24 protein-coding genes are annotated in these 25,027 nt (G+C 41.2%); 18 read left to right on the forward strand and 6 right to left on the reverse strand.

Features of this window, described 5'->3' with window-relative positions; all coding sequences use genetic code 11:
• The first annotated feature begins 7 nt into the window (after positions 1-7).
• From AC6JAD_RS11335 to AC6JAD_RS11390, 12 genes are all read left to right on the forward strand, one after another.
• Entirely contained in the window at positions 8-619 is a 612-nt protein-coding gene (locus tag AC6JAD_RS11335) for a fumarylacetoacetate hydrolase family protein (RefSeq protein ID WP_461303311.1), read from the forward strand.
• 4 nt (positions 620-623) lie between these two features.
• On the forward strand, positions 624-968 hold the full coding sequence (locus AC6JAD_RS11340; RefSeq protein WP_461303312.1) for an Hpt domain-containing protein: 345 nt from the start codon (positions 624-626) through the stop codon (positions 966-968).
• Positions 969-2,216 (forward strand): competence/damage-inducible protein A, encoded by a 1,248-nt coding sequence (locus AC6JAD_RS11345; protein WP_461303313.1) that lies wholly within the window; start codon positions 969-971, stop codon positions 2,214-2,216.
• A 76-nt stretch (positions 2,217-2,292) separates the two neighbouring features.
• Entirely contained in the window at positions 2,293-2,532 is a 240-nt protein-coding gene (gene rpmB, locus AC6JAD_RS11350) for a 50S ribosomal protein L28 (RefSeq protein ID WP_461303314.1), read from the forward strand.
• Between the two features lie 27 nt (positions 2,533-2,559).
• On the forward strand, positions 2,560-2,742 hold the full coding sequence (gene rpmG, locus AC6JAD_RS11355; protein ID WP_088342152.1) for a 50S ribosomal protein L33: 183 nt from the start codon (positions 2,560-2,562) through the stop codon (positions 2,740-2,742).
• Positions 2,743-2,751: 9 nt separating this feature from the next.
• Positions 2,752-2,904, forward strand: a complete 153-nt coding sequence (locus AC6JAD_RS11360; protein WP_461303315.1) for a DUF4295 domain-containing protein — start codon at positions 2,752-2,754, stop codon at positions 2,902-2,904.
• A gap of 177 nt (positions 2,905-3,081) precedes the next feature.
• On the forward strand, positions 3,082-4,035 hold the full coding sequence (gene ftsY, locus AC6JAD_RS11365; RefSeq protein ID WP_461303316.1) for a signal recognition particle-docking protein FtsY: 954 nt from the start codon (positions 3,082-3,084) through the stop codon (positions 4,033-4,035).
• 1 nt (position 4,036) lies between these two features.
• Entirely contained in the window at positions 4,037-4,378 is a 342-nt protein-coding gene (locus AC6JAD_RS11370) for a hypothetical protein (protein WP_461303317.1), read from the forward strand.
• A gap of 47 nt (positions 4,379-4,425) precedes the next feature.
• Complete coding sequence (rimO, locus tag AC6JAD_RS11375; RefSeq protein WP_461303318.1) at positions 4,426-5,733, forward strand: 30S ribosomal protein S12 methylthiotransferase RimO; 1,308 nt, start codon at positions 4,426-4,428, stop codon at positions 5,731-5,733.
• 24 nt (positions 5,734-5,757) lie between these two features.
• Positions 5,758-6,444: an alpha/beta fold hydrolase gene (locus AC6JAD_RS11380; RefSeq protein WP_461303319.1), complete on the forward strand. Its 687-nt coding sequence runs from the start codon at positions 5,758-5,760 to the stop codon at positions 6,442-6,444.
• Between the two features lie 8 nt (positions 6,445-6,452).
• Positions 6,453-7,676, forward strand: a complete 1,224-nt coding sequence (locus AC6JAD_RS11385; RefSeq protein WP_461303320.1) for a hypothetical protein — start codon at positions 6,453-6,455, stop codon at positions 7,674-7,676.
• Positions 7,677-7,763: 87 nt separating this feature from the next.
• Complete coding sequence (locus AC6JAD_RS11390; RefSeq protein ID WP_461303321.1) at positions 7,764-8,924, forward strand: glycosyltransferase; 1,161 nt, start codon at positions 7,764-7,766, stop codon at positions 8,922-8,924.
• Positions 8,925-8,944: 20 nt separating this feature from the next.
• Here the strand turns inward: AC6JAD_RS11390 and AC6JAD_RS11395 are convergent, their stop codons facing one another.
• The 5 genes from AC6JAD_RS11395 to AC6JAD_RS11415 all read right to left on the reverse strand — a co-directional run bounded on the left by AC6JAD_RS11395 (position 8,945) and on the right by AC6JAD_RS11415 (position 17,611).
• Positions 8,945-10,678: an FG-GAP-like repeat-containing protein gene (locus AC6JAD_RS11395; protein WP_461303322.1), complete on the reverse strand. Its 1,734-nt coding sequence runs from the start codon at positions 10,676-10,678 to the stop codon at positions 8,945-8,947.
• 151 nt (positions 10,679-10,829) lie between these two features.
• Positions 10,830-13,520 (reverse strand): TonB-dependent receptor plug domain-containing protein, encoded by a 2,691-nt coding sequence (locus AC6JAD_RS11400; protein WP_461303323.1) that lies wholly within the window; start codon positions 13,518-13,520, stop codon positions 10,830-10,832.
• 60 nt (positions 13,521-13,580) lie between these two features.
• Positions 13,581-14,531 carry a tetratricopeptide repeat protein gene (locus AC6JAD_RS11405; RefSeq protein ID WP_461303324.1) on the reverse strand — a complete coding sequence of 317 codons (951 nt, stop codon included), beginning with the start codon at positions 14,529-14,531 and terminating at the stop codon, positions 13,581-13,583.
• Positions 14,532-14,738: 207 nt separating this feature from the next.
• Positions 14,739-17,120 (reverse strand): DUF8740 domain-containing protein, encoded by a 2,382-nt coding sequence (locus AC6JAD_RS11410; RefSeq protein ID WP_461303325.1) that lies wholly within the window; start codon positions 17,118-17,120, stop codon positions 14,739-14,741.
• A gap of 5 nt (positions 17,121-17,125) precedes the next feature.
• On the reverse strand, positions 17,126-17,611 hold the full coding sequence (locus AC6JAD_RS11415) for a T9SS type A sorting domain-containing protein (RefSeq protein ID WP_461303326.1): 486 nt from the start codon (positions 17,609-17,611) through the stop codon (positions 17,126-17,128).
• 181 nt (positions 17,612-17,792) lie between these two features.
• Between AC6JAD_RS11415 and AC6JAD_RS11420 the strand changes: the two genes are divergently transcribed.
• Both AC6JAD_RS11420 and AC6JAD_RS11425 read left to right on the forward strand, forming a co-directional pair.
• The gene (locus tag AC6JAD_RS11420) at positions 17,793-18,344 is read left to right on the forward strand and encodes an RNA polymerase sigma factor (protein ID WP_461303327.1); all 552 of its coding nucleotides are present in this window, start codon (positions 17,793-17,795) and stop codon (positions 18,342-18,344) included.
• Positions 18,337-19,098 (forward strand): tetratricopeptide repeat protein, encoded by a 762-nt coding sequence (locus AC6JAD_RS11425; RefSeq protein ID WP_461303328.1) that lies wholly within the window; start codon positions 18,337-18,339, stop codon positions 19,096-19,098. Before AC6JAD_RS11420 ends, AC6JAD_RS11425 begins: the two co-directional genes overlap by 8 nt.
• On the opposite strand, the gene AC6JAD_RS11430 is transcribed toward AC6JAD_RS11425, so the two are convergent.
• The gene (locus AC6JAD_RS11430; RefSeq protein WP_461303329.1) at positions 19,082-22,045 is read right to left on the reverse strand and encodes a CHAT domain-containing protein; all 2,964 of its coding nucleotides are present in this window, start codon (positions 22,043-22,045) and stop codon (positions 19,082-19,084) included. The genes AC6JAD_RS11425 and AC6JAD_RS11430 overlap by 17 nt on opposite strands.
• A gap of 190 nt (positions 22,046-22,235) precedes the next feature.
• On the opposite strand from AC6JAD_RS11430, the gene AC6JAD_RS11435 reads away from it, so the two are divergent.
• The 4 genes from AC6JAD_RS11435 to AC6JAD_RS11450 all read left to right on the forward strand — a co-directional run bounded on the left by AC6JAD_RS11435 (position 22,236) and on the right by AC6JAD_RS11450 (position 25,026).
• On the forward strand, positions 22,236-22,724 hold the full coding sequence (locus AC6JAD_RS11435; protein ID WP_461303330.1) for an RNA polymerase sigma factor: 489 nt from the start codon (positions 22,236-22,238) through the stop codon (positions 22,722-22,724).
• A 5-nt stretch (positions 22,725-22,729) separates the two neighbouring features.
• Complete coding sequence (locus tag AC6JAD_RS11440) at positions 22,730-23,332, forward strand: hypothetical protein (protein WP_461303331.1); 603 nt, start codon at positions 22,730-22,732, stop codon at positions 23,330-23,332.
• 111 nt (positions 23,333-23,443) lie between these two features.
• On the forward strand, positions 23,444-24,700 hold the full coding sequence (locus AC6JAD_RS11445; RefSeq protein ID WP_461303332.1) for a phosphatidylserine decarboxylase family protein: 1,257 nt from the start codon (positions 23,444-23,446) through the stop codon (positions 24,698-24,700).
• 182 nt (positions 24,701-24,882) lie between these two features.
• Complete coding sequence (locus AC6JAD_RS11450) at positions 24,883-25,026, forward strand: hypothetical protein (RefSeq protein WP_461303333.1); 144 nt, start codon at positions 24,883-24,885, stop codon at positions 25,024-25,026.
• The last annotated feature ends 1 nt before the right edge of the window (position 25,027 follow it).

Raw genomic sequence — 25,027 nt, forward strand, 5'->3', positions numbered from 1 at the left:
ACCGTTTATGAAACTAATCTGTGTAGGAAGGAACTATGCGGCGCATATAGAGGAATTGAACAATGAGAGGCCCAAGGACCCCATCCTTTTTATGAAGCCAGATACTTCAATTTTACTGAAAAAGAACCCCTTTTTCATACCTGAATTCTCCAACGATGTGCATTATGAAGTAGAGGTATTAGTGAAGATAAAGAAGATTGGGAAGCATATCCAGCAAAAGTTCGCACACAAATATTACGATGAAATTGGATTGGGGATCGACTTTACCGCACGTGATCTCCAACAGCAATTAAAGGAAAAAGGGCACCCTTGGGAGAAGGCAAAAGGATTCGATGGCGCAGCGGTTGTTGGTAATTTTTTACCCAAAACTACGTTTAGCAGTGTAGATGATATCAATTTTAGCCTTGAAAAGAACGGAAATGTAGTGCAAAAGGGCAATACGAACTTAATGTTGTGGAAAATTGATGCGTTAATCGAATATATATCGAAATATTTCACATTAAAGATCGGAGATGTTATATTTACGGGCACTCCATCTGGTGTAGGTAGGGTAGATGTTAACGACGTTCTAACGGGCTATATCGAAGAAACGGAGTTGTTTTCAATAAAAGTTAAGTAATCGTATGAGTACATTATATTCTGTAGACAGTCTCAATGAGATTTCGGGAGGGGATAAGGAATTTATGGCTGTTGTGGCGCAGACCTTTCTTGATGAAATTCCACCAGATCTGTCATCGTTAGAAGAAGCGATCGCCAATGACAATAAGGAGTTGGCATACCAGTTTGCACACAAAATGAAACCGAATATCGAAATGTTCGGGATTGATTTGCTAAAACAAATTACAGGGATCGAATCTTGGACAAAAACTTCCAAAAGTACCGATAGCGTACTTCCGCACATTGAACTTGTTTCTACTACACTTCATAGGGTTTTTGATGAACTAAAAGAAGATTTCGAACTACAATAGATGTTAGCCGAAATAATTACCATTGGAGATGAGATCCTCATTGGTCAGATCGTAGATACCAATTCAGCCTACATTAGTAAAGAACTGAACAAAGTTGGTATACAGGTATATCAAATAACATCCATTCAGGATGACCGTCAGCATATATTGGATGCATTAGAAGAAGCTGAGAACCGTGTAGATGTGGTTTTGGTAACTGGTGGATTGGGCCCAACAAAAGATGACATCACCAAACAGACGTTCTGTGAGTTTCTGGATGACACATTGGTGGAAAACCCAGAAGTAAAGGCACATATTGAATTTCTTTTCAAAAAGTACTTTAACAAATTACCCGTCGAAGCAAACCTTAAACAGGCTTTGGTGCCTTCAAGGGCCAAGGTATTGAAGAATCGGCACGGCACGGCACCCGGAATGTGGATGGAAAAGGAAGGGACGGTATTTGTATCCATGCCCGGTGTTCCCTATGAAATGAAAGCGTTGATTCAGAATGAAGTTGTTCCGGCCATCATAAAAAAATACAATCGTCCTTATATTTATCATAAAACACTGCTCACCTACGGACTGGGCGAGAGTACTATTGCCGAACGTATATCCGATTGGGAAGATGCTTTGCCAAAGCGTATTAAGCTGGCCTACCTTCCTTCATTGGGAAGGGTCCGTTTGCGACTTTCTTCCAAAGGTGATAATGAGAAAGAATTAATAGATGAGGTTGATGCCAAAATGCTTGAGCTTCATAAAATGGTGGCAGATATTGCAGTTGGCTATGAAAATGAGACTTCCGTAACCGAAGCCATTGGAGCATTATTGCAGCAAAAAGGACTCACATTGAGCCTAGCCGAAAGTTGTACCGGGGGAGCCCTTGCGCAGGAAATTACCCAGCATCCTGGGGCCTCTGTTTTTTACAGGGGCAGCGTAATTCCCTATGCGACCGAATTGAAGACGTCCATTTTAGGGGTCGATGCAGAACTTATAAAAAAGCACAATGTGGTAAGTATCCCTGTGGCCGAGGCGATGGCAGAACAAGCGACCAAGGTCTTTGGAAGTGATTATGCGATTGCAACCACCGGTATCGCAGGCCCGTCGAAAGGTGATGGCGCAGACGAAGTGGGTACGGTATGCATTGCTATAGCTACTCCAAAGAAGATGATTTCCGAAAAATTCCAATTTGGAAAGGCACGGGAAAGGGTGATCAAAAAATCGGTCAACAAAGCCTTCGAAATGCTGCTGAAAGAAATTTCTAAAAACTAAATTTCTTTTGTTGGTCAAACAAAATTATTTGCTTAAATTTGCACCCTGTTTAAAAATAACTATAAAAGCGAGTACAATGTCAAGAGTTTGTGAGCTTACGGGAAAAAAAGCAATGGTAGGGAACAATGTTTCTCACGCGATGAACAAGACAAAGCGCAAGTTCAACGTAAATTTGGTTAAGAAGCGTTTCTATATTCCAGAGGAAGACAAGTGGTTAACCCTACGTGTTTCTACTGCTGCATTAAAGAACATTAACAAGAAAGGTATTTCTGCCGTAATAAAAGAAGCCCGTGAAAAAGGCTTTTTGAAGCAGTAATCGCATTAATTTATAAAGTCTACTAAGATGGCTAAGAAAGGAAACAGAGTTCAAGTTATATTAGAGTGTACAGAGCACAAAGAGTCTGGAATGCCAGGAACTTCTCGTTACATCACTACAAAGAATAAAAAGAACACTCCGGACAGAATGGAGTTGAAGAAATTCAACCCAATCTTGAAGAGAATGACAGTACATAAAGAAATTAAATAATTAAGCGTCATGGCAAAGAAATCAGTAGCATCGTTACAAACAGGATCGAAGCGTTTAACCAAAGCGATAAAAATGGTTAAGTCTGAAAAGACTGGCGCATATGTTTTTGTAGAGTCTATTATGGCTCCAGACCAAGTAAACGATTGGTTGAAGAAACAATAATCAACCCGTACAATATTACACTAAGCCACTTTTTTACGAAGGTGGCTTTTTGTATTTTTGACATCGCCACTAATGTGGGCGTTCCCTCCTTGCCCAGAGCTCCGGAGGGCCGGGCTTTCACTACTACATGGTAGTTTGGTTCAATCCCTAACGCAATTTTAAAACGTAAAACTCATTATGAGCTTTTTCAAAAAAATATTCTCAAAAGAGAAAAAAGAAACCCTAGATAAAGGACTCGAAAAGTCCAAAAGCTCCTTTTTCGATAAGTTGTCTAAAGCCGTAGCAGGAAAAAGCAAGGTAGACGATGACGTACTCGATAATCTGGAGGAAGTATTGGTGTCAAGTGATGTAGGGGTAGATACCACCCTTAAAATTATTGACCGTATCGAAGCTCGTGTGGCCAAGGACAAATACATGGGAACAGACGAACTGAATCAAATCCTTCGCGAAGAAATCGCCGGATTGTTAAGCGAAACCAATACGGGTAATGCCACCGAAATAGAAATCCCAGAAACCGATGGCCCTTATGTTATCATGGTAGTTGGGGTTAATGGAGTCGGAAAAACGACTACCATTGGTAAGTTGGCAAATCAGTTTAAGAATGCCGGAAAGAACGTGGTTTTGGGAGCAGCAGACACCTTCAGGGCGGCGGCTATAGATCAGTTACAAGTTTGGGCAGATCGCACCAATGTTCCTATTGTAAAGCAGGAAATGGGTAGTGATCCCGCCAGCGTGGCTTTCGATACCCTGCAGAGTGCCGTAAACCAGAATGCCGATGTGGTTATCATTGATACAGCGGGACGTTTGCACAATAAGGTAAATTTAATGAACGAGTTGACCAAAGTGAAGCGGGTGATGCAAAAAGTAATTCCGAATGCTCCTCATGATGTAATGTTGGTATTAGATGGGTCCACTGGCCAGAACGCCTTTGAGCAAGCCAAACAGTTTACTGCGGCCACCGAAGTAACCAGCCTGGCCGTTACGAAATTGGATGGTACTGCCAAGGGAGGCGTTGTTATAGGAATTAGCGATCAGTTTCAGATCCCCGTAAAATATATCGGCGTAGGTGAAGGGATTGAGGATTTACAAGTCTTTAATAAATTTGAATTTGTAGATTCTTTCTTTAAGTAAGATGTCCTTTCGAATTAGTACTTGGTGGAAGGACTTGCTAATTAAGTTGGTGTTTCTATTCAGTCTTTTCAAAATCGGAAGTTATATTGTTTCCATTTTCCAAGCTTACTATACCACAAGGAATCCCCTTATACCTGCGTATTTAGCAGATTATACAGCCTTTCCCTTATATTTTCTCATTGCTATTTGGGTACTTATTTCAATTGGCAGTTGGCGCCTTCTTAGAAATGAAAAACACCTGAAAGAATGGTTCTATATCGTTTTAATAGGTTCGTTGTTCTACTTATTCTTGGGGCAAGCGTTGCTTTATCAATTATTGCAACGAATTAATCCATTTGGATAAACAAATAGCGAGCAAAGAATTATCTTTGTCACCTCAAAAGCAGATGCATGCGCACGAAGACCTTAAAGAAGAATAAAATAAATGTAGTTACCCTAGGGTGCTCCAAGAACATCTATGATAGTGAGGTGTTGATGGGGCAACTAAAGGCTAATAACAAAGAGGTAGTGCATGAAGAAGAAGGTAATGTCGTTGTTATTAATACTTGCGGGTTTATAGATAATGCCAAGGAGGAAAGTGTAAATACCATATTGGAGTTTGTTCAGAAGAAAGAGGAAGGTATTGTAGATAAGGTCTTTGTAACCGGATGTCTTAGTGAGCGTTACAAACCCGATTTACAGAAAGAGATTCCCAATGTAGATCAATATTTCGGTACTACAGAATTACCCGGACTATTGAAGGCTTTGGGAGCCGATTATAAACATGAATTGATCGGGGAACGACTTACGACCACTCCTAAGAATTATGCCTATTTAAAAATTGCGGAAGGATGTGACCGCCCGTGTTCCTTTTGTGCCATCCCATTAATGAGAGGAAAGCATAGATCTACCCCCATTGAAGACCTGGTAGTCGAAGCCCAAAAATTAGCGGCAGATGGTGTAAAGGAATTAATACTTATCGCTCAGGACCTAACCTATTACGGTTTGGATTTATATAAGGAACGCGCATTGGCAAAATTACTTAGGGAATTGGCCAAAGTAGAAGGGATTGAATGGATCCGATTGCACTACGCTTTCCCGACAGGGTTCCCCATGGAAGTTTTAAAGGTAATGCGGGAAGAACCAAAAGTGTGCAATTATATAGATATTCCCCTTCAACATATATCCGATCCTATTCTAAAATCCATGCGCAGGGGTACTACCATGGCGAAGACCAATAAGCTACTGGACGAGTTCCGAAGCGCAGTCCCTGAAATGGCCATAAGAACCACATTAATTGTTGGCTATCCTGGCGAAACCGAAGAGGATTACCAGACCCTAAAACAGTGGGTTATCGATCAGAGATTTGAACGGATGGGTTGCTTTACCTATTCCCACGAGGAGAATACGCATGCATACAATTTGGAAGATGATGTGCCGGCCGATGTAAAAATGCAACGTGCCAATGAGATCATGGAGATTCAGTCGCAAATTTCCTGGGAATTGAATCAGCAGAAAATAGGGAAGAAATTCCGAGTGCTTATCGATCGCAAAGAAGGCAATTATTACGTAGGTCGAACAGAATTTGATAGCCCAGATGTGGATAATGAAGTCCTTATCCCTGCGGAGAAAGGATATCTTCGTACCGGTGATTTCTTTTCCATCGAAATTACTGCGGCAGAAGATTTCGACCTGTATGGTAAGGTCATAGAGCAATAAGCCAATCGGCCCAAAATATACGTTATGAAACCAAAACTGCTCCTATTGCATGGTGCTTTGGGTACCCGTAATCAATTCAATCTTCTAAAACCCTTGCTTAAAGGGCATTTTGATCTTCTGGACTTCAACTTTGAGGGTCATGGAGGCGTGCCAAACCACGATTCTTATTCGATGCGACATTTTGTGAAGAATACTGAGGATTTTCTTCAGAAACACAATATAGAAGGCATAAATGTCTTTGGCTACAGTATGGGAGGGTATGTGGCATTACAACTTGCACTGAATAGACCAAGCGCCTTCCATAAGATTGTAACCTTGGGAACCAAATTTAATTGGACGCCAGAATCTGCAGCCAAAGAAGTGAAAATGCTAAATCCAGATGTGATAGCTGAGAAGGTACCGCGTTTTGCACAAAAGATGAAGGAAGATCACGAACCTTTGGATTGGAAAGAAGTCATGCTGCAAACGGCTAAGATGATGTTGGATTTGGGAAATGGTGCAGCACTAACTGCAAATGATTTTAAGGAAATAAAAACTAAGGTTTATCTGGGATTAGGATCGGAAGATACCATGGTTGGCCTTGAAGAAACAGAACAGGTATTGAAGTGGTTGTCGAATGCCGAATTGAAAATTTTACAGGGTGTTCCCCATCCCATTGAAAAAGGAGATCCGGAAAATATTTGTTCCTTTATACAAAACTCCCTATCCTAAACTCACCTATGAAACTATTTCTACATTTTTGCCTCGGACTGCTATTGGTGTCTTGTGTAAATAACAAAGAAAGCAAGGGAAATGAACCCAAACTAACCGTAGAGGTCGTCGAACTGCAAAATCCATCCGAAGAAAACAGCCAATTACCCAGATTGTTCAGTAATGGGAAAGAACTGTATTTTTCTTGGGTTACCCGTAAGGATTCTATGGACGTTTTAAATTACGCCATTTATGTTAACAATGAATGGTACAACGAGACCGAAATCACTCAAGGAAATGATTGGTTCACCAATTGGGCAGATTTTCCCAATATAGCCGAAAACAACGGTAGAATCCTAACCAGTTATCTTCAAAAATCGGATTCGGGAACCTATACTTATGATATAAAACTAAACTTGTATAAACCTGTATCAAATGGATGGATAAAGGATTTTATACTACACAAGGACGGTACCAAAAGCGAACATGGTTTTGTGTCCATACAACCCTATGCACACAATTCATTTGTGGTTACTTGGTTAGATGGTAGGGACACCGTAGGTAAGGAACATGGTGGTGGTCAAATGACCTTAAGGGCAGCCATTGTTTTCGAAGATGGCACGATAGATTATGATACTTTATTAGACGAACGGGTTTGCGATTGTTGCAACACCGCACTGGCTATTGGACCCAATGACCAGATCATAGTTGCTTATCGCGATCGAAGTGAAGATGAGATCAGGGATATTTCCATAGTCGATTGGAGCATGGAATCTAATTGGAGTCAGCCTCGAACCATTGGCAATGATAACTGGAAAATTGCCGGTTGCCCAGTAAATGGTCCGGCAATCGACACCTTTAATCATGCAACAGCGGTAGCTTGGTTTACGGCAGCCCATGAGGAAGGAGAAGTAAATGTTGCTTTCTCTAATGATGGCACAAAGTCCTTTTCGGAAGCGATCCGAATCGATGCTGGAAATGCTACGGGCAGGGTAGATATCCTGATGCTTTCCGAAACCGAGGCGGCCGTACTTTGGATGGAGCCAAAAGGGGATGATGAGGTGATCCAGTTAATTCGCGTAAATCTGGATGGAACCAAAAGCAATCCTCAAACCATTGCCATAACCAGTGCAGAACGTGCCAGCGGATTTCCACAATTGGAAAAAGTAGGGAATACGTTATATGTGGCATGGACTGTGGCCGGAGAAGGGACTTCCCAAATTAAAATGGCTTCGGTAGACTTACCTATATAATTTGAAATACTAAGAAGACTGAAATCAAAACTCCTCATCATAGGCCATACCTTTCCTGAACCTGTATCTACAGCTGCAGGGAGTAGGATGATGCAATTGATTGCGTTGTTCAAAGAGAATGGATATGAGATAACATTTGCAAGTACAGCAGGGCATTCCAATAAATCGACTGAACTACACTCCTTTGGGATTGAAGAGGTTTCCATTCGACTTAACAACCAGAGTTTCGACGATTTCGTATTCCAATTAAACCCTTCAATTGTAATTTTTGATCGTTACTTTACGGAGGAAAAATTTGGATGGAGAGTGGCAGAACAATGCCCAAAAGCCCTAAGGTTGTTAGATACGGAAGACTTGCATTTTCTTAGGAAGGCCCGCGAAGAAGCCATTAAAAAAGACCAACCCCTGAACCTTTATTCGGAGTATGCCAAGCGGGAATTGGCCAGTATTCTTCGTTGCGATGTATCACTCATTATTTCGGAGTTCGAGATGCAATTGCTAAGGGAAACCTTCGGCATTCCTGAAGGGATTCTGTATTACCTTCCTTTTCTGTTGTCACCTATTTCAGAAGAACAACAAAATGGGTTGCCTTCCTTCGAAGATCGGAAGGGTTTTATGACCATTGGTAATTTAATGCACGAACCCAATGTGGATTCGGTCAAGTACTTAAAAAGGGAGATTTGGCCAGCCATAAGGGAAAAATTACCCCATTCGGATTTGTCTATCTATGGGAATTATGCGCCGCAGTATATCAGCGAAATGCATAATCCCAAGGAAGGGTTTTTAATAAAAGGGTGGGCCGAAAATGCTTTTGAGGCCTTTGCTAAAGCTAGAGTATGCCTTGCTCCTCTACGTTTTGGGGCAGGACTTAAGGGCAAATTGGTCGATGCCATGCAATGTGGAACTCCATCCATTACTACAGGGATTGGGGCAGAAGGGATTACAGGGAAATTTGAATTTGCAGGAATGATCGCCGATTCCAGCAAGGATTTTGTAGCCGACGCTGTTCGGCTCTATTCGGATAAAGACGAATGGTTGAGGAGTCAAGAGAATGGTTGGCAGATCATTGCAAAACGTTTTCAAAAAGAACATTTTTCAGAAGCATTTATGGCTTCAATTCGAATCCTGCAAAACAATTTGAAGGAACATCGCCAAGAACACTTTATGGGACAGATACTGCAGCACCAAACAATTCAGGCTACAAAATTTATGGGCCGTTGGATTGAAGAAAAAAACAAGAATCGTTAACTAAACAAGTTCTTTTCGGATTACTCCAAAATCACCTTGTGGACTTCCCTTAAGGTTTCGCTTTCAATAGCCACAAAATACAAACCTGTAGCAAGGCTAGTTAAATCTAAATGTTCTTTACCACTATTAAGGGTTTTTACAAGAAGTTCCCTGCCGTTACTGTCATACACAGATACATTTATGTGGAAAGACATTTCTGGGTGTTGTATTTGAAGGGAGCCTCTATTAGGATTGGGAGATAGGCTAAATTGTTGGATACTGTTGGTGTCAATGCTCAAAGTACTTCCTTCCACTATAGTAATGTGGGAATTGATATCAGGATTTTCAATGATATCCACAATACCGCTTAGCCATGTCACTTTTATATAATCTACGGAAGTGGCATCACCAATACCGAAAAACTCATTTGCCGAACTCTGACTTAAATAACCCTCGCCACATAGGGTATAATTGTACTGGAGATTACCATTGGCCGAAATTTCAATAACAGAACCTATTCCCTGTCTATTGCTCTGGGTCCCTTGTAGCTTTACCTTCATCCAATTGTAATCTTCGGGGCATTCGTTTTTCCAAACGTAAATATCATCGGGTTCATAATTAAGTACGACCATGTCCGGATAGCCATCATTATTTATATCACCAATGGCGTTAGCGTAACTTTTCGCTTCATCATTTTCGAAGCCTGCATTGTCGGGAATGGTATAATTCCCAGTCCCATCATTCTCATAGAAAGCTGCTGTAAGTGCCACATCGGGATCCGTCCATGAACTGCTAACATACAGATCTAGGTCGCCGTCATTATCCGCATCGAGGTATACTGCACCCCAAGCTACTGTCTCCATTAAAGTGCCATTGGTAGGGGCTACATCGGTAAATGTACCATCTCCATTATTCCTAAAAAAAACATTTCCTTCAGGGGTGTTGGTCACGTAAATATCGAACCAACCGTCATTGTTATAATCGCCTATGGCGGTAGACATGGCATTTATGGCTACATCTGTTCCAGTGGCATTGCCTACTTCAGTATACGTGCCGTCCCCGTTGTTCACGTACATTAGATTTGTAAATAGGTGTCTATCATTGGCGATATAAATATCCTGCCAGCCGTCATTATTGTAATCGAAAAAAGAAGCGCAAAAACTCATGTATTCTTCCTGAATGAGCCCAATTTCTGCCGTGACATTGGTAAAGGTACCATCTCCGTTATTCTTGTAGATTTTGTTGTGAAAATTAGGACCATCATCCCATTTAGAACTTTGAAATAGGTCTAGTAATCCGTCTTTATTGTAATCTCCCCAGGAAGCACCCCAATCATGAAGTTGTGTAGAAGATAATCCAGCAGCTTCCGTAATATCAGTAAAGTTCATGTCTCCATCATTTTCATGAAGTGCCCTGCCATCAGAATTGCTCGAAAAATACAAGTCATAGTCCCCATCATTATCGAAATCTACCCAAACCACACTTTTTGTTTCCCCAAGATGGTCTGAAATACCGAAGTCTACCTCGGTGAAATTCCCGCCCATGTTTTTATAAAACCTTACGCCTTCCCCTAATTCGGATGATACTGTTATGTCATCCCATCCGTCATTATCGAAATCGAAAAAAGAAATTCCCCCTCCAAGGGTTCCTGTGCCATAGGATGATCCTGAACACCCTAGTGCTGTGGCTTGTTCATTAAATTGAATTTGGGCATGATTTGCCTGAAAAGCAAAGCAAAAAAGCAGTAGGGAGGAATGGTATAACAATCTTTTCATAATACAAAGAGTCAGCTAGTTATCCAAATATAGTGAAATAGTTCATAGATGAAAACTAATGATTTTATGTTGAGTTAATGACCTGAATAATTGCCGTATACATAAAAAACCCCGCATTTAGCGAGGTCTTTTAAACTTGTGTTGTAATCGGTTAGAAACTGAAATCCAATCGGGTAAAGTAGTAAGCACCACCAAAGCCCATTTGAACGGAATCCCAATATCCACCTGCTTCGGTCCAATCATCCTGTTGGTCGGGATAGACATTTAATAAGTTGTTGGCTCCAATATTTATTTTAAGGCCATCGGATAGTTTGTATCCTAGAGCTACATCGGTAACGAACTTAGCGCCATATGTGTCTGTAGCCGCTTCTACCAGATTATCGAACCCACCGTAATCCGCTGGATCTTCAAACATCTGGAAATCCAACAATTCTATTTCACTGAAATGTGTTCCTGATAGGGCAAAATTCCAATCCTCTAGGGTATAGGTAAGATTTAAACCAAATTTGCTATCTGGTGCCGATGCCAATAAGAAAGCCTTGTCCCTTTCTCCGAAGAAAGTTTGCTCATCCAAACTTCCATTATTTACACTGGAAATTTCCATATCGTTCATATTCCCAACCAAAGTGGCGCCAAATGTACCATCACCTAATTGTGTTTTGTATGAAAGAACCACATCCAGTCCAAGTGTTTCCGTATCTGCACCATTTGCGAAAAATTGTGCGGCTTCTACACCAGGAATATTGGAAGCGTCGAAATTACCTGTTAGTACAATTCGATCTTTAATATTTATCAAATAACCGTCTACCGTAGCCGTGAAATCTCCAAATTTAGCGGTAACTCCTAATCCGGCATTGAATGCCGTTTCCTCTTCTAAAGGACCAATTCCAAAGGCAGCAGTAACAGGACTATTGTTAGGAGAAAGCACAGATTCTAATGCCACGCCACCTACAAAATTGGTAAAGCGAAGGTTGTAGTAAATCTGAACCAGCGAAGGTGCCCTAAACCCAGTACTTAAGGAGGCTCTTACATTAATATTGTCCGAGGCCTTAACACGGGCAGCTAGCTTACCGTTAATAGTACTTCCAAAGTCACTATAATTTTCGAAACGTGCAGCACCGCTTAAAAGAAAGGCTTCTGAAATATCGATTTCTGCATCCGCATATAGCGAAACGTTAGATCTGCTTCTGTCTACTTCGTTTGCTGGACTATATCCTGGGAATCCCTGTGACCCTCCTGGTCTTGGGTCGCCAGAATCTGGATCTATGGGTTGGGTTTGACTGGATGGATCTGTAATTAATATTCCATTTTCGTCATAGGTACCATAAGATCCCTCTTCACCAGCAAAGATGGTAAAGTTTTCAGTTCTGTATTCGGCTCCAAAAGCGAAGTTTAACCCTTCGGCCACACTATCGAAGTACTTAGAGAAGTCTAAATTCACCGTATTCTGACTAAGCGTATGACCTCCAGCATCGAAATCGGTAGGGGAGGCGTCTTCCAATGAAGCATTTAATGTTCCTTTAATGAAATAATGGAAACTATTCTTACCCCATGTATTGCTAATATCCGCTTTCCATTCGTCCCCTAATTGGGTGCGAACACCTACAGAGACCGAGTTGTCAATTATATTTGAAGTAATTCGAGGTGTAAATCCATCTGGGTATATAGAAGGAATTACTCGGGCACCTCCGTTACGCGTAAAAGCAAAGGCGTCGGTATCCCTATAGTTTCTGCCACCAAAGGCATAGATTTCTGTGTTTTCAGCAACTGGCAATGCCATGTTTCCGAAGAAATTGAATCCATCGATAGCGGCTTCCCCAAATCCTTTACGGAACTCGAAACTTGGGCGAAGTGTTTTATTCTTACTAAGGTATTCTGCCGTGAAATTGGCATACCCTCCATCTTTTCCAAGGGCCACGCCATAATTAAGTCCCGCTTTTACTGAACCTCCATCAAAACTCTGATCGTCTCCAATGGCATTGCCATCCCTTTCAGTGTCCAAACGGAAACCATCTGTATTCCATACCCCATAGTTGCCATCGGCGAAAGCACTTGTATCCACATCTGCATCGGTACTATAAGCACCATAGCTAAGGAATCCGGAAACTTCGTCTGTGTTGTCCTTGAGTACTATATTGATAACTCCGGCAATCGCGTCCGAACCGTATTGCGCTGCAGCACCATCCCTCAGTATTTCGATTCTTTTAATAGATGAAGTTGGGATTGCATTAAGGTCGGTACCTGTATTTCCCCGTCCACGTGTACCAAAAATATTAACCAAGGAAGAGGAATGTCTTCTTTTTCCGTTAATAAGTACAAGGGTTTGGTCGGGTCCTAGACCCCGTAAGGATGCCGGATCTATATGGTCCGCACCATCTGACCCAGATTGTTTGTTTGCGTTGAATGAAGGAGCTGCATACTGCAATAGCTCATTAATTTCAATACGCCCCGCCTGGGTTACCACGTCGTTTACATCGATAACATCAACTGCAACAGGAGTGTCGGTGGCAGTACGCTTTGGGCTTCTAGACCCAACTAATTGAACTGCATCCAGAGCAAATCCTTCGACCATGCTGACATCGATAGAGGTTTGTCCATCTACAGCAATCTCTTGTGTTTCGAATCCTACGTAGCTAAAAACTAGCGTGGCATCACTTGCAACATCTATGGTATAATTACCATCAAAATCGGATGTTGCTCCATTGTTGGTTCCTTTTTCTACAATGTTCACCCCATTAAGGGTTACATTATTGCTATCAGTGATAGTTCCTGATACTGAAATCTGGGCTGTGGCCATTCCACAAAAGAGGAGTGCCATCAACCCTAAAAATTTACTTCTCATAGGTTGTTTAGTTTTGGTTTGTGAATTAAAGGTACACTAATTTTCTATGTGAAGTACCAATTATTGCATATTGTACGGTTTGGCCAAATCCGTTTCCGCTGCAATAAAACCAAACCCGGCCCAATCCTCATTGGCTATTAAGGTTCGATAGATTCCTTTGGCTTGATCTATATTCCCATTGTACCAATACCAGTTGCCAACGGCGTATTGCAATGCACTATTGCTTGGGGAATTTTCACTTGTTGTGGGATAGATATCATCCAATTCCAGGTCTCCTTTATACAACAAACACGCCTGATAGTAAGAAGTGTTTTCCAAAACCTTCATTTCGGGATGGATTATTTTTAGATAACCCTGAGCCTCTTGATTTTTAGCCAACCTTCTGTGTATCATATAGACCCAATGTGTTGCAGAAACTACATTGTCTGGATTGTGGGAGGTTGCTAGACATTTCTTAAAAGCTTCGGCGGACTTTGCTAGGTTACGGTTCAAGTAATGTGCAAGCCCTAGGTGGTAATAGATGTTGCCGTGTTGTGTGCTCACCGGGATATTGTATGAATTGGGAAGACCGTCCTCTTCAATTTTATTTTCTACCCCTTGTATGAGTTCAGCAGCTTTTTCTAGATCGCTAATGGCTTTGTCGAATTCACGAACGGTAATATAGCGATGTCCACGATGACGTAAGAGGCGGGATTCATTGGGAAATTTTTCCAATCCCTGACTGTAAATTTCAATGGCCTTTCTATAATTTCCTGAATAAGCAGTGAAACGTCCATACCAAATAATATTTTCAAGGTTTTCCGAATTTGCGTCGTAGGCCAGTTTCTTGTCCTGAAGTTGGTTCGTTATCTTCTCTGAAGGGGGTTTGGAATATAGGGTGTCCCCGAGTTGCGAAATTGCTTGATACTCATGGGTCCAAACGGTGGTATGCGATTCGACTTCGTTTTCTTTTTGGGGAGACTTACAGGCTATTAAACAAACAAATGCCAAAAGGATAGAATGTTTTATCATATGGGTATGGGTGCATTGTTAGCCCTAAGATAATGATATTTCTGTTTTTTAATGGTAGGTGTCATTTGCAAAATTAGAAGGGAGATTATCCTATACAAGGAAAGTAAATAATGACAAGGAGTATGAGGAGTTTAATAGGATAGAGCCGCCCCGATGTATGTTAGCTAAGTTGTAGGGGCGGCTCTTTCCAAATTATGAAAACTAAAATTAAAATCCGTTATTTTTTTCCACTTCTACCTGCATGGGATTTTCTAAAGCCCATGTATCCTGACGAGTCCCGGTTACTTGCCAACTTACCGAAATGTTCGGTGTATTGGTTTTAATCACAAATGAATTCGTTTCACTTTGCAAAGGTTCCCAGATAATGGCTTGAGCAAAGGACTTATCAACGATTGTTAGTTGGTATTTGAAATCTTTGTTCAAGGCGGTCATGTATTCTGGAAGTTGTACAATGGCGTAACCCTCTTCATCTGTACTAATATTTCCGCTGTAAATATTGATGCGTTCGTTACTTTCTATCGAATTATGCACCAAGTATTTGTTGTCTGGGTCTAAGGGATGGTCAATTTTAAATGCCTTTGCCGCGGCACTCATGGTACCTCCAATTGTTATATCGGATGCTACCATTACATCCCCTTCAAAAACCCCAGCTAATTTTGTGGGATCTGCAGGTATGACACGCAGCGCGCTTGATCCAGCCGATGTAGAACCCGAACGGATGAGAACAGCAGAATCGGCCAGAGAACTTGCAGGATGAAGATCGAATACAGCAGCTTGTCCTTTAGTGGTTACCGTAGAGGCGTTTCCTTGCTCTACATACAAAGTAGTTTCCACATCTTCTAAAGGATTGTCATAGCTGTCGAAATGAGCTGCATAACCTGCACCATTGTTCTTTACTTCCAATGTCGAAGCTGTATTGTCCGATTTGGTAGTTTCCAGAAATGCCGCATTACCAAATCCCTTATGAGAGGCTGAAATAGCTGGTTCGGTATTAATATCTATACCTTCAAGGTCGTTGGAAAGGTCGACGAAAATTCCAGGACCTTTACCATTTGAAAGGGCCATGATTACAGGCTTGTCATTCTCTTTGTCCGGTCCATCATCCATAATCAAGAATTCCCCGGCACTACCATTCCCCATATTGTTGGCCACAATGGTCGAGGAGGCATTCATATCATTATCTTCGGTAGTAAATAGACCAACGGTTCCCAAACCAGCTGTCGAGGCCATTAATACTTCTGCAATATTTACGGGAACAGCATTGAAGAAATGTGCTGCTTTTCCAGGCCCTCCATTGTCTATTTCTAAACCAGTTCCCATTCCGCCTTGCTCAATCTTAACTGCTGAAGCTGCATTTCCCGGATCTCCGTTAAAAACATGTATCCCATTGGAAAGGCCTGCATTATCTACAAATAATGCTTTCCCTGGTCCACCTTGAAAAACTTTCAAGGCTTCACCACCACCTCTTCTATTCGTATCCCCCTGTAAAGGTGAAGTGATACCATTTACAATATTCACCCCAATACCAGCACCATCATTCAACACATTTACCGCGTTTCCTGCTCCTGCTTGAACAACACCAATCCCATGACCGCCGCCATCATTCTCAATATCAAGACCTGCTCCACCGCCATCGTTCAAAATGTCTACTGCTGCGAAGCCACCATCGTTGTTAACCGAGATGGCAAAACTACCTGCACTATCGGTGTTATCTACAAATACGGCGTCTCCTGCTCCTGCATTATCAATTGTGATAGCATCACCACCGCCATCGTTTATTAGATTTAGACCATTTCCGCCACCGCTTTCCACATTGTCCAATCTCACGGCATCACCCATTCCATCATTATCAATTCTTACAACTTCAGCGATATTGGCAACATTGGTGTTTTCTATGTCCAGTCCTCTGTTAATTCCAGAATTATTGATGTCTAGACCTTTTCCAGAGTCGGTAGTAAAAATGTTCATAGCATTGGCCGTCCCATCCTGTTGAAGGGTAATCCCTGTACCAGCTCCGGCCGATGTTATGTGCAATCCATCAAAGGCAGCAGCAGGGTCCGCTATAATTTCTACAGCCCGATTGCCTGTTGCGATAATTTCGATACTTCCGTCATCCGCATTAATCGTCCTAGGAGAAGGGGAGGTGGTCATTTCCTGATCATAGGCTTGTTCTAAGGTGTTGCCATTTTCGGTGTTGTTCGAAAACAAGGCATACGGTACACTCAGCAATTGATGGGTACCTTCTATTGAATAGCTTGTTCCTCCGGACGGATCTATTTCAGATTTAAGATAGAAACTGTCGCTTCCCCAGGCAATAGTAGTGAAGTCGCCCGAGACGATTGAACCGGCTCCAACTTCAATTGTAAATAGTCCGTTAGTGTTTGTAGTTGGGGTATGGGTTTCAACATATACTGCAGTTCCCGTTCCAGAACTTTCCAAGACACTAATTTGTACTCCAATGGAGGTATCTGTTATTAGAGCGCCCCCAGAATCCCTGGCGACCGCTTGATAGCTCATTTTTTGTGGTGCTTGGGCGAATAAAGTGCCCGTTGCCACTAATAATATGATATAGGTGTAAATTGTTTTCATCGTATTTAATTTTTTATGATTTTAAAAGTTTTCAAGAGTGATTTATCATCGCGCACCATTAGCAGGTAGGTCGATGAGGTCAATGTCTCCATTGGTATAATTGTTTCTTCAGAGATTACTGTATGTTCATAAAGAGACCGCCCCAATAGATCGAATAATGTAATTCGGATTCCATCCAAGGGAATCGAATTCAATCTAAGGGTCAGATTGGAGCGCGTGGGGTTTGGGTATACCGCCATCTCAATTTGGATGTTTGGGTGTTCATCTGTTCCCAATACGAAGATTTCGAATGGTTGTTGAAGCCCTTGACTTATCGTACCTCCAGAACCTTCCGTTTGGCTGTAGTCAATTTGACCTACAGAATAACTTATGGTTCCCCCGCTTCCAATTGCTTCTCCACCTGTGGCCACAGTATTTCTTTGTGCGCATACCAATTGGGTGGAAAGAAGTAGGAAGCCGGTGAACCAATACACCATTGTTTTGTGTTTCATAATTTCAATTTTAAAGTGATTCTTATTCAATTTTTTTGGGGATTTACACTTCTATGTCATTTCCCAATGTGGGTTTGTAATCGCTTTTCTGATTTTTTTTTCATTATTTTTATTACACTTACACATTCTAATCACACTAATAATTAAAAGAACCACTACAGATAGCGAGATTCTTCGAAAATTGAAGGGTTCCAAAGCAGAGCGAAATTCGGCTTTGAAGGTTCTTTATGTAAACAATAGGGAGAAAGTTTCCTCTTTCGTATTGCGTAATAACGGTAGTGAAGAGGAGGCAAAGGACATATATCAGGAAGCGGTAATTTCCTTTTATGAAAATGTTCGTGATGGAAAGTTTAAGGGAGAAAGTGCCATAGGTACTTACCTCTATTCAATCGCAAAATTTAAATGGCTTAACCAGATAAAAAAAGACCAGATCCGGGAAGGTCATCATGAAAAAGCGGTCGATAGGAATATACAGGACAGTCCGCTTATGAGTTTAATGGAAGGGGAGAAGAAACAAAATGTATTGCAGATCTTGGACGAATTGGGAGCTGTTTGTAAACAGCTTCTTATCGAGAACTTATACCACAATGCATCCATGAAGGAAATAGCTGCAGGTGGTGATTTTAGTAGTGAACAGGTAGTGCGGAATAAAAAATATAAATGTTTGCAACGCCTGAAAGAAATAATACGAATGAAACCTTCACTCATTCCTATATTAAAAGGATATGGATAAAGATCAGGATTATATTGAGAGGTATTTAGATGGGGAGCTAAATCCTGAAGAAGCAAAAGCGTTCATGGCGCAATTGTCGGAAGATGATGGCTTAAAGGAGGCTTTGGAAGAGGCTCAGGCAGCGAGGAATGCTATACTGGCTGCTGGACGTTTGGAGCTCAAGGAAACTTTGGAAAGTTTCGAATCGGATGTGGATTCGACAACCTTAGAGAAATCACAAGAGGTAAAGGTAGTACCGCTTTGGATAAAACGGGTGATCCCCATAGCTGCTATGATTGTAGTTTTCGTAGGAGCTTATTGGTTTTTATTAGGGGAAGGAGTTACCAGTAACGACGTGTATACTAAGTATTATGAAGTGTATGAAGCCCCGTCAGCCTTAAGGGATTCGGGAGCCGACACACCGCTGCACTGGAACACGGGTGTGCGCTATTATAGTGAAGGCAGATTTGAAGAAGCCCTAAGGAACTTTTCGAAATCGGAATCTGAAATTCCTGAATACCTTATCGATTTCTATTCGGGTGTTTGTGCTATGAGTAAGTCTGAACCAGATTATAAAGCCGCAGTGAATCATTTTTTAGATGTTGAAAAGAGGGATAATGATTACCGTCAACAAGCAAAATGGTATCGCGGGTTAGCCTTGCTAAAGCAAGGTGAGAAGGATAAGGCACTTGCAATTTTTCATGATATTTCCGAGACCAAGGGGTATAGACATAAGGAGGCACGAAAAATCATAGGGCTTACCATAGAAGACTAACCAACACGTTGCTTTCGGTTGTAAAAATAAGAAAGAAGAGCGCAAATAGAATGGCACCAATAACCCATGCCATAGTAAAACTCCTTTCTTCAGAAAAAACCATGGTATTTCCTGTTAGTTTAAAACTGCTCCAATAAAAAGGGGAGAGTTTCTCTGGGGAAGCATTTTTTATAAATGTGAGTTTTGCTTGCTGTAGGGCAACATCTTTGGTTTTTCCAGCTTCTAAATTGTCAAGAAAGTATTGGGTGATTTCAGCGGAAGCAGCGTCATCGACAGTCCAAAGGGTAGACAATAATGACTTACTGCCAGCGTATTGAAATGCTCGCTCTAGACTTAGAATGCCTTCTCCACTTTCAAGTTTACCAGTTGCTGTATTGCAGGCACTGAGAATAACCAACTGCGATGGGATTTGTAGGCTATAAATCTCGTAGGTATGAAGCAATCCATCTTCTTTATCCGATGGGTTGAAGTATAGTTTGGAAAGTAAAGGATGCTCATCTTCTACCTCTCCATGCATAGCCAAATGAAGAATACCGGCTTTACGGGACTCCTCCTTCAATAACTCTTCGTAAACATCACTTCCAACCCAACTATTGCCACCAAAAAGATTCTTGGCATAATTGACTTCGGTAGAATTGTGCTTTAATTGGGAAAGCCCTTGCCGCGTGCTATCGTATGCTGCGTTGCCGTAGGAGGGAGCAAAACCAATATACTCACTATGGGTTCCGCTAAGGTTCTGGGCAAGGAAGCGGACAGATGCCGATTGACTATAGGACACCGCATGATCATTAATAAGATAGGATAAGGATTGATAATCCCTTGTTGAAGGTGCGGGTTGAGATAGAAGCATTTCGAAAGGAAGGTAAGCCAAGTATCCATCTGGTACAATTATCAATCGTGAGGAGGTTCCCAAGGTTAATTCTGGACCGACTAACTCATTATAAAGACCATGGGACAAATTGCTAAATGCTTCATAGGTGTCTTGGGGGTTTTGAGTAACCTTTTCTTGGGTGCTGATATTTTCGAATAATTCTTGAACCTGACCCAGTACCTTATTGGAATTTGGAATTTTCCTTATTGCTACGGAATTTTTCTGGATCGAGAATACGATCATCGAATTGTTACCGGAAAAATACGAGATTAATTGAGTCTGCTCATCCAAGAGTTCTTCTTGAATTTGGGCAACGGTCACTATTGCTGGATCGTATTTTAGTTCGTAATATTCAGGATAGTCTTTTTTAAGGGTATTCAAAAACAAGTCGTAATCATTTTGTGTGTCCCGTAATTCATTTTTGAAAAGGGTCAACAAAGAGGCACGTACTTCCCCACAACGCTTTTCTTCATTGTTAATCTTGCCTCGATAATCATTGATTCGATCTTTGAAATATTTTTCCTTTTCGGTTATTTCATTAGGTACCTTGGAAAATGAAATGGATTCCTGTTCGAAAAGGGAAGACAAAAGCAACAATGCCTTACTTCTTTCAGAAAAATTGAAAGCAACTTCTAGGTAGGAGTTGTCTTGTTTCAAATCGGCCAGGGACATAGCAGTTTCAATACTACTTTCCATTAATGATCGGGTCTTAGTGCCCCAAAACAATTTGGAAGATTCCGAGATATGTGTGTTTTTAATTCGTTCCAATATTCCAATAGCTACCTCCTGTGTCTGAAGGGCGCCTTCCAAATATTCAATTTCCTTATTTTTTGTGTAGAGTTCCTGAAGCAGTTCGCCTTTGGCGATCAAGGCCTCCAATGAATAGATCAGGGAACCGATCTTCATATTGGGCAAGGGGTTGTTCCTCCAATCCATGGTTTGAAGTTCGGGCACGAAAATGGTAAGGGCTTCCTGGTACATCTCTAATGAACCTTCAAGGTCACCCGAAGATCGTATGGCACGGGCCACAAAGTTCTTACAGGCGCCTGTCATGGCATGCTGTTTACCATAGGTTTTTTCACGCCATTGCACAGCTTCCTGATAATAGGAGATAGCATCGGCATAATTACCTTTTTGTAAAAGGCTATCTGCATTGGATATGGTGAGCTCACTGGAATCATTGTTGACTAATTGCTCGTTTTCCGTAGCTTTTTCGAAATAGCCAAGTGCATTTTTCTGATCCCCTAATTCCCAATACATATCACCAATAGCCTCGTTAAGCGTTTTCATGCGGTAATGATCGGGTTCATAGCGTTTTTCCCAAATTGGAACCACAAGCAGGTAATGGTCAAGGGCCTTTTTATATTCCAATGTCTCGTAATAAACGTTCCCTAAATTAAAATTACAGACGGCTATATTGAAGTGGTCTTCAGGATAATGACCTGCGTACAGATCCCGTTCCTGGCCGTAGTAATCTAGGGATTTTTCAAAATCGCCCCGATTTCTATTTAAGTTTCCTAAGGCTCTTAACGTGTGCCCCAAATGGAATAAGGGAGGGTTTTCCATTTTTTCAAAATGATCCAATGCCTTCAGGAAATTAGGCAAGGCATCATTGCCCTCATAATTGATAAGGAAATAGTACCGTCCTAAATATTCATGATGGTCGCTTTCATTCTTAGCGAATAATTCGTTTCGAAATACCCTTCGCATGGGATTGTATACAGTGGTATCCTTTCTAAGGGCAGAACTTTCGATAAGGAGCAACTTAAAATTGAAACTAAAAGGTTTGCCAGTTTCCTCCCAAAGCACTTTGGCTTTTAAAATGGCCTCGTTGGCAGATTTTTCCCGATAATTATTTCTGTATAATTTGAATTGCCATATGTGAAGGTCTATTTTTTCCTGATCATCGATTCCATTACAGGCCAATAGTAATGCTGCTTTGCCTAAGGCTGCATTAAAATCCCCTTGAGCCTCCAAAGTTGCAATTTCTTCCAGTCCATCCTCAATAGCACAGTCTTGTGCCCACGAATGGCAGGTCACAAAGACGAAGGATACGATCAGGAGGATCTGCTTCATAAAAAAATTACAGGGTTAGTTGCGTAACTAAAGGTACATATAATTTGGTACTAAGATAATTTTGATGTGCCGATAAGTGCGATGTAATGGCCGTACACAGAATGGGTTAGGGATTGCATTCAAAAAAAATAGAAGTAAGGTGTGATTTTTTGGGTACCTTCTATACTAATATGTTGAAATCGATTACTGCATGCAGCAAAACAAAGAAGACTTTATCCGGACCATAAAGGCCAATGAGGGGATCATTTATAAGATTACCCACATTTATGCAAGGAATGAAGAAGAAAGAAAGGATCTGTACCAAGAAATTGTGTATCAGTTGTGGAAGTCGTATCCCTCATTTCAAGGAAAGTCGAAAATAAGTTCGTGGTTATATCGTGTAGCGTTAAATACATCTATAGCCCATTTAAACAGGGCAAAAAGGACCAAGTATACCTTGTTGGATGATTTTGAGCTAGGAAATATAGAGGATCCAGAAGATTCCGAGTTTAGGGATAGAATGCAAGTGCTTTATGATCATATTTACCGACTTAATGTAGTAGAAAAAGGGCTCATTTTACTGTATTTAGAGGGGAAGAACTACGAGGAAATGGCATTCATAACTGGATTTTCGGTGACCAATGTAGGTACGCGTTTGGGAAGGATCAAACAAAAATTAAAAACGAACATTAAAAAGTAAACACCATGGAACTGGAAGAAATGAAGACGCTCTGGGAAACCATGAGTGATCGGGTTGAAAAACTTGAATTATTAAACAAACAAAACATTATGGAAATGACAGAATTAAAATACAGGAATAAATTCAATAAGTTGAGGTCATATGAGCTCGTTGGTGCAGTTGTCTGCTATCTATTTGGGACACTTACCTTGCTCAATCTTTATAGGTTGGATACATGGTATCTCATGTTGTTCGGAATATTGATTGTTGCATTTTACTATCTCGCACCTATTGTTTCATTGGGAGCATTAAAAAAAGTTAGGAATATTAATATTTCTGAAGAGAACTATAAACAGACCATCGTGAAGTTTGAAAAGGCAAAGGCGCGTATGCTTTATTATCAAAGATTAGGAATTGGGGCAAGTATTGTGCTTATGCTAATGGCAATTCCGGTAGCCGATAAAATGTTCAATGATAATAATGTATTCGAAAATATACCGGAACCTTCGGTTTGGATTACTACATTGGTCGCGGCTGTGTTCATTTACTTTGTGTCGCGTTGGGGATACGGATGGTACAAAAAAATCGCAAGATCTGCAGAAACGGTTTTAAAGGACATTGAGGAGTAAAGAGTTGAGGGTCAGAATTTTTGATCCTCCTATTTTACGTATTAATACGTACTGTTTTTCCATTAGTTTACTTATAGTTTTGATGTTCTAACCATTAAAAATGAGAAGGCTATGGAGGGAAAGGAAAGTACACCCTATCGTGTAGGTAGGTGGTTACCCAGTGATCAGCGGCATTTAAATAATTGGCTCAAAGATCTTATTGTAGAGGTCGATAATACCCCCAAACCTTTTCATCCTGTGGTTCAGGATTTGAAGGATCTTATTGAGAGCGATCCCATCATTTATATGAACTTTAAGGCTATGTTTGATCAAGTGCCGGAGAAATATAAGACCAACCCCGCAGGAAATCCACAGGTAAGGAGTTACCTTCATGCCCTTCAGTTAATAAATGGGATTCTTACCAAGGCACCCGAGTTTAACCGAACTGGATTGGTTGGGTTTCCGATTAATGCGATTTTCGACTGGTCCATGGCAACCCCGGCTGGGTTTGCAGCTTTTTTAAATGTTCGCCTTAACATGCAGTTGAAAAAAGTACTGAACGCATGGGGCACCTATCTGAAATCGAAGGACTCCGTTTATGTGTTGAATGATCACCCGAGAAATGGATGGTTTGGGGCGGACGCCAAAAAGGCAATGCCGCACTTCGATGAAGAGTTTAAGTGTGATCCTTCGGCACCACATCACGGATTCACTTCCTGGGATGACTTTTTTACGCGCGAGTTTAGGGATGGCGTAAGACCCATAGCAGATCCTGAAAATGATGCGGTGATAGTAAATGCATGCGAATCTGCCCCATATCGATTGAGTCGGGATGTTCGATTAATGAATGACTTTTGGATAAAGGGACAGCCTTATTCACTATCTCATATGTTGAATGACGATCCCCTTACGCACCTGTTCGATGGAGGAACCGTGTACCAAGCGTTCCTGAGTGCGCTGAGCTATCATAGATGGCACAGTCCTGTAAGCGGTACCATTAAGAAAGCATATGTGTTAGATGGCACCTATTATTCCGAAACCCTAGCCGAAGGATTCGATCCTTCTGGGCCTAATGAGTCTCAAGGGTACATTACAGAAGTAGCTACACGTGCGCTCATTTTTATTGAAGCAGACAATCCCGATATTGGACTTATGTGCTTTATGCCCGTGGGGATGGCAGAAGTCTCTACCTGCGACATTACAGTATACGAAGGGCAGCATGTAAGGAAAGGGGAAGAAATTGGTATGTTCCATTTTGGAGGATCGACCCACTGCCTTATTTTTCAACCCCATGTGACTTTGGATTTCCACCTTCACGGACAAACCCCAGGGCTTAATTCAGATAATATTCCAATCAATGCGAAGTTGGCAACTGTCCTTAGGAAATAAACCATTTAATTGGGATGATTAGTAAAAAGGGTGTTTTTCCTATACCGTTTTACGGTTTAACCATAATAAAGTAATGTTTTTGTAGGAAATTACGTATATGTACGTATTTTTGTATACGCATATTTCATATATGTTTGTACTATATCTCCCCGATATAAATTCAGCTTATTGAATGCCTAACTATGACCCAAGACAATAAAAAAGCCATTGCAGTAGAAAGTAAGTCTAAAGTAGACGAATATCAATCCGCCATCGACGAATCAATCTCAAGGCAATTGGTTTCCATTACTTACTATTATTCCAGATTGGAAGCACTTAAGAATTAGA

The sequence above is a fragment of the Aureisphaera sp. genome (assembly GCF_059726885.1).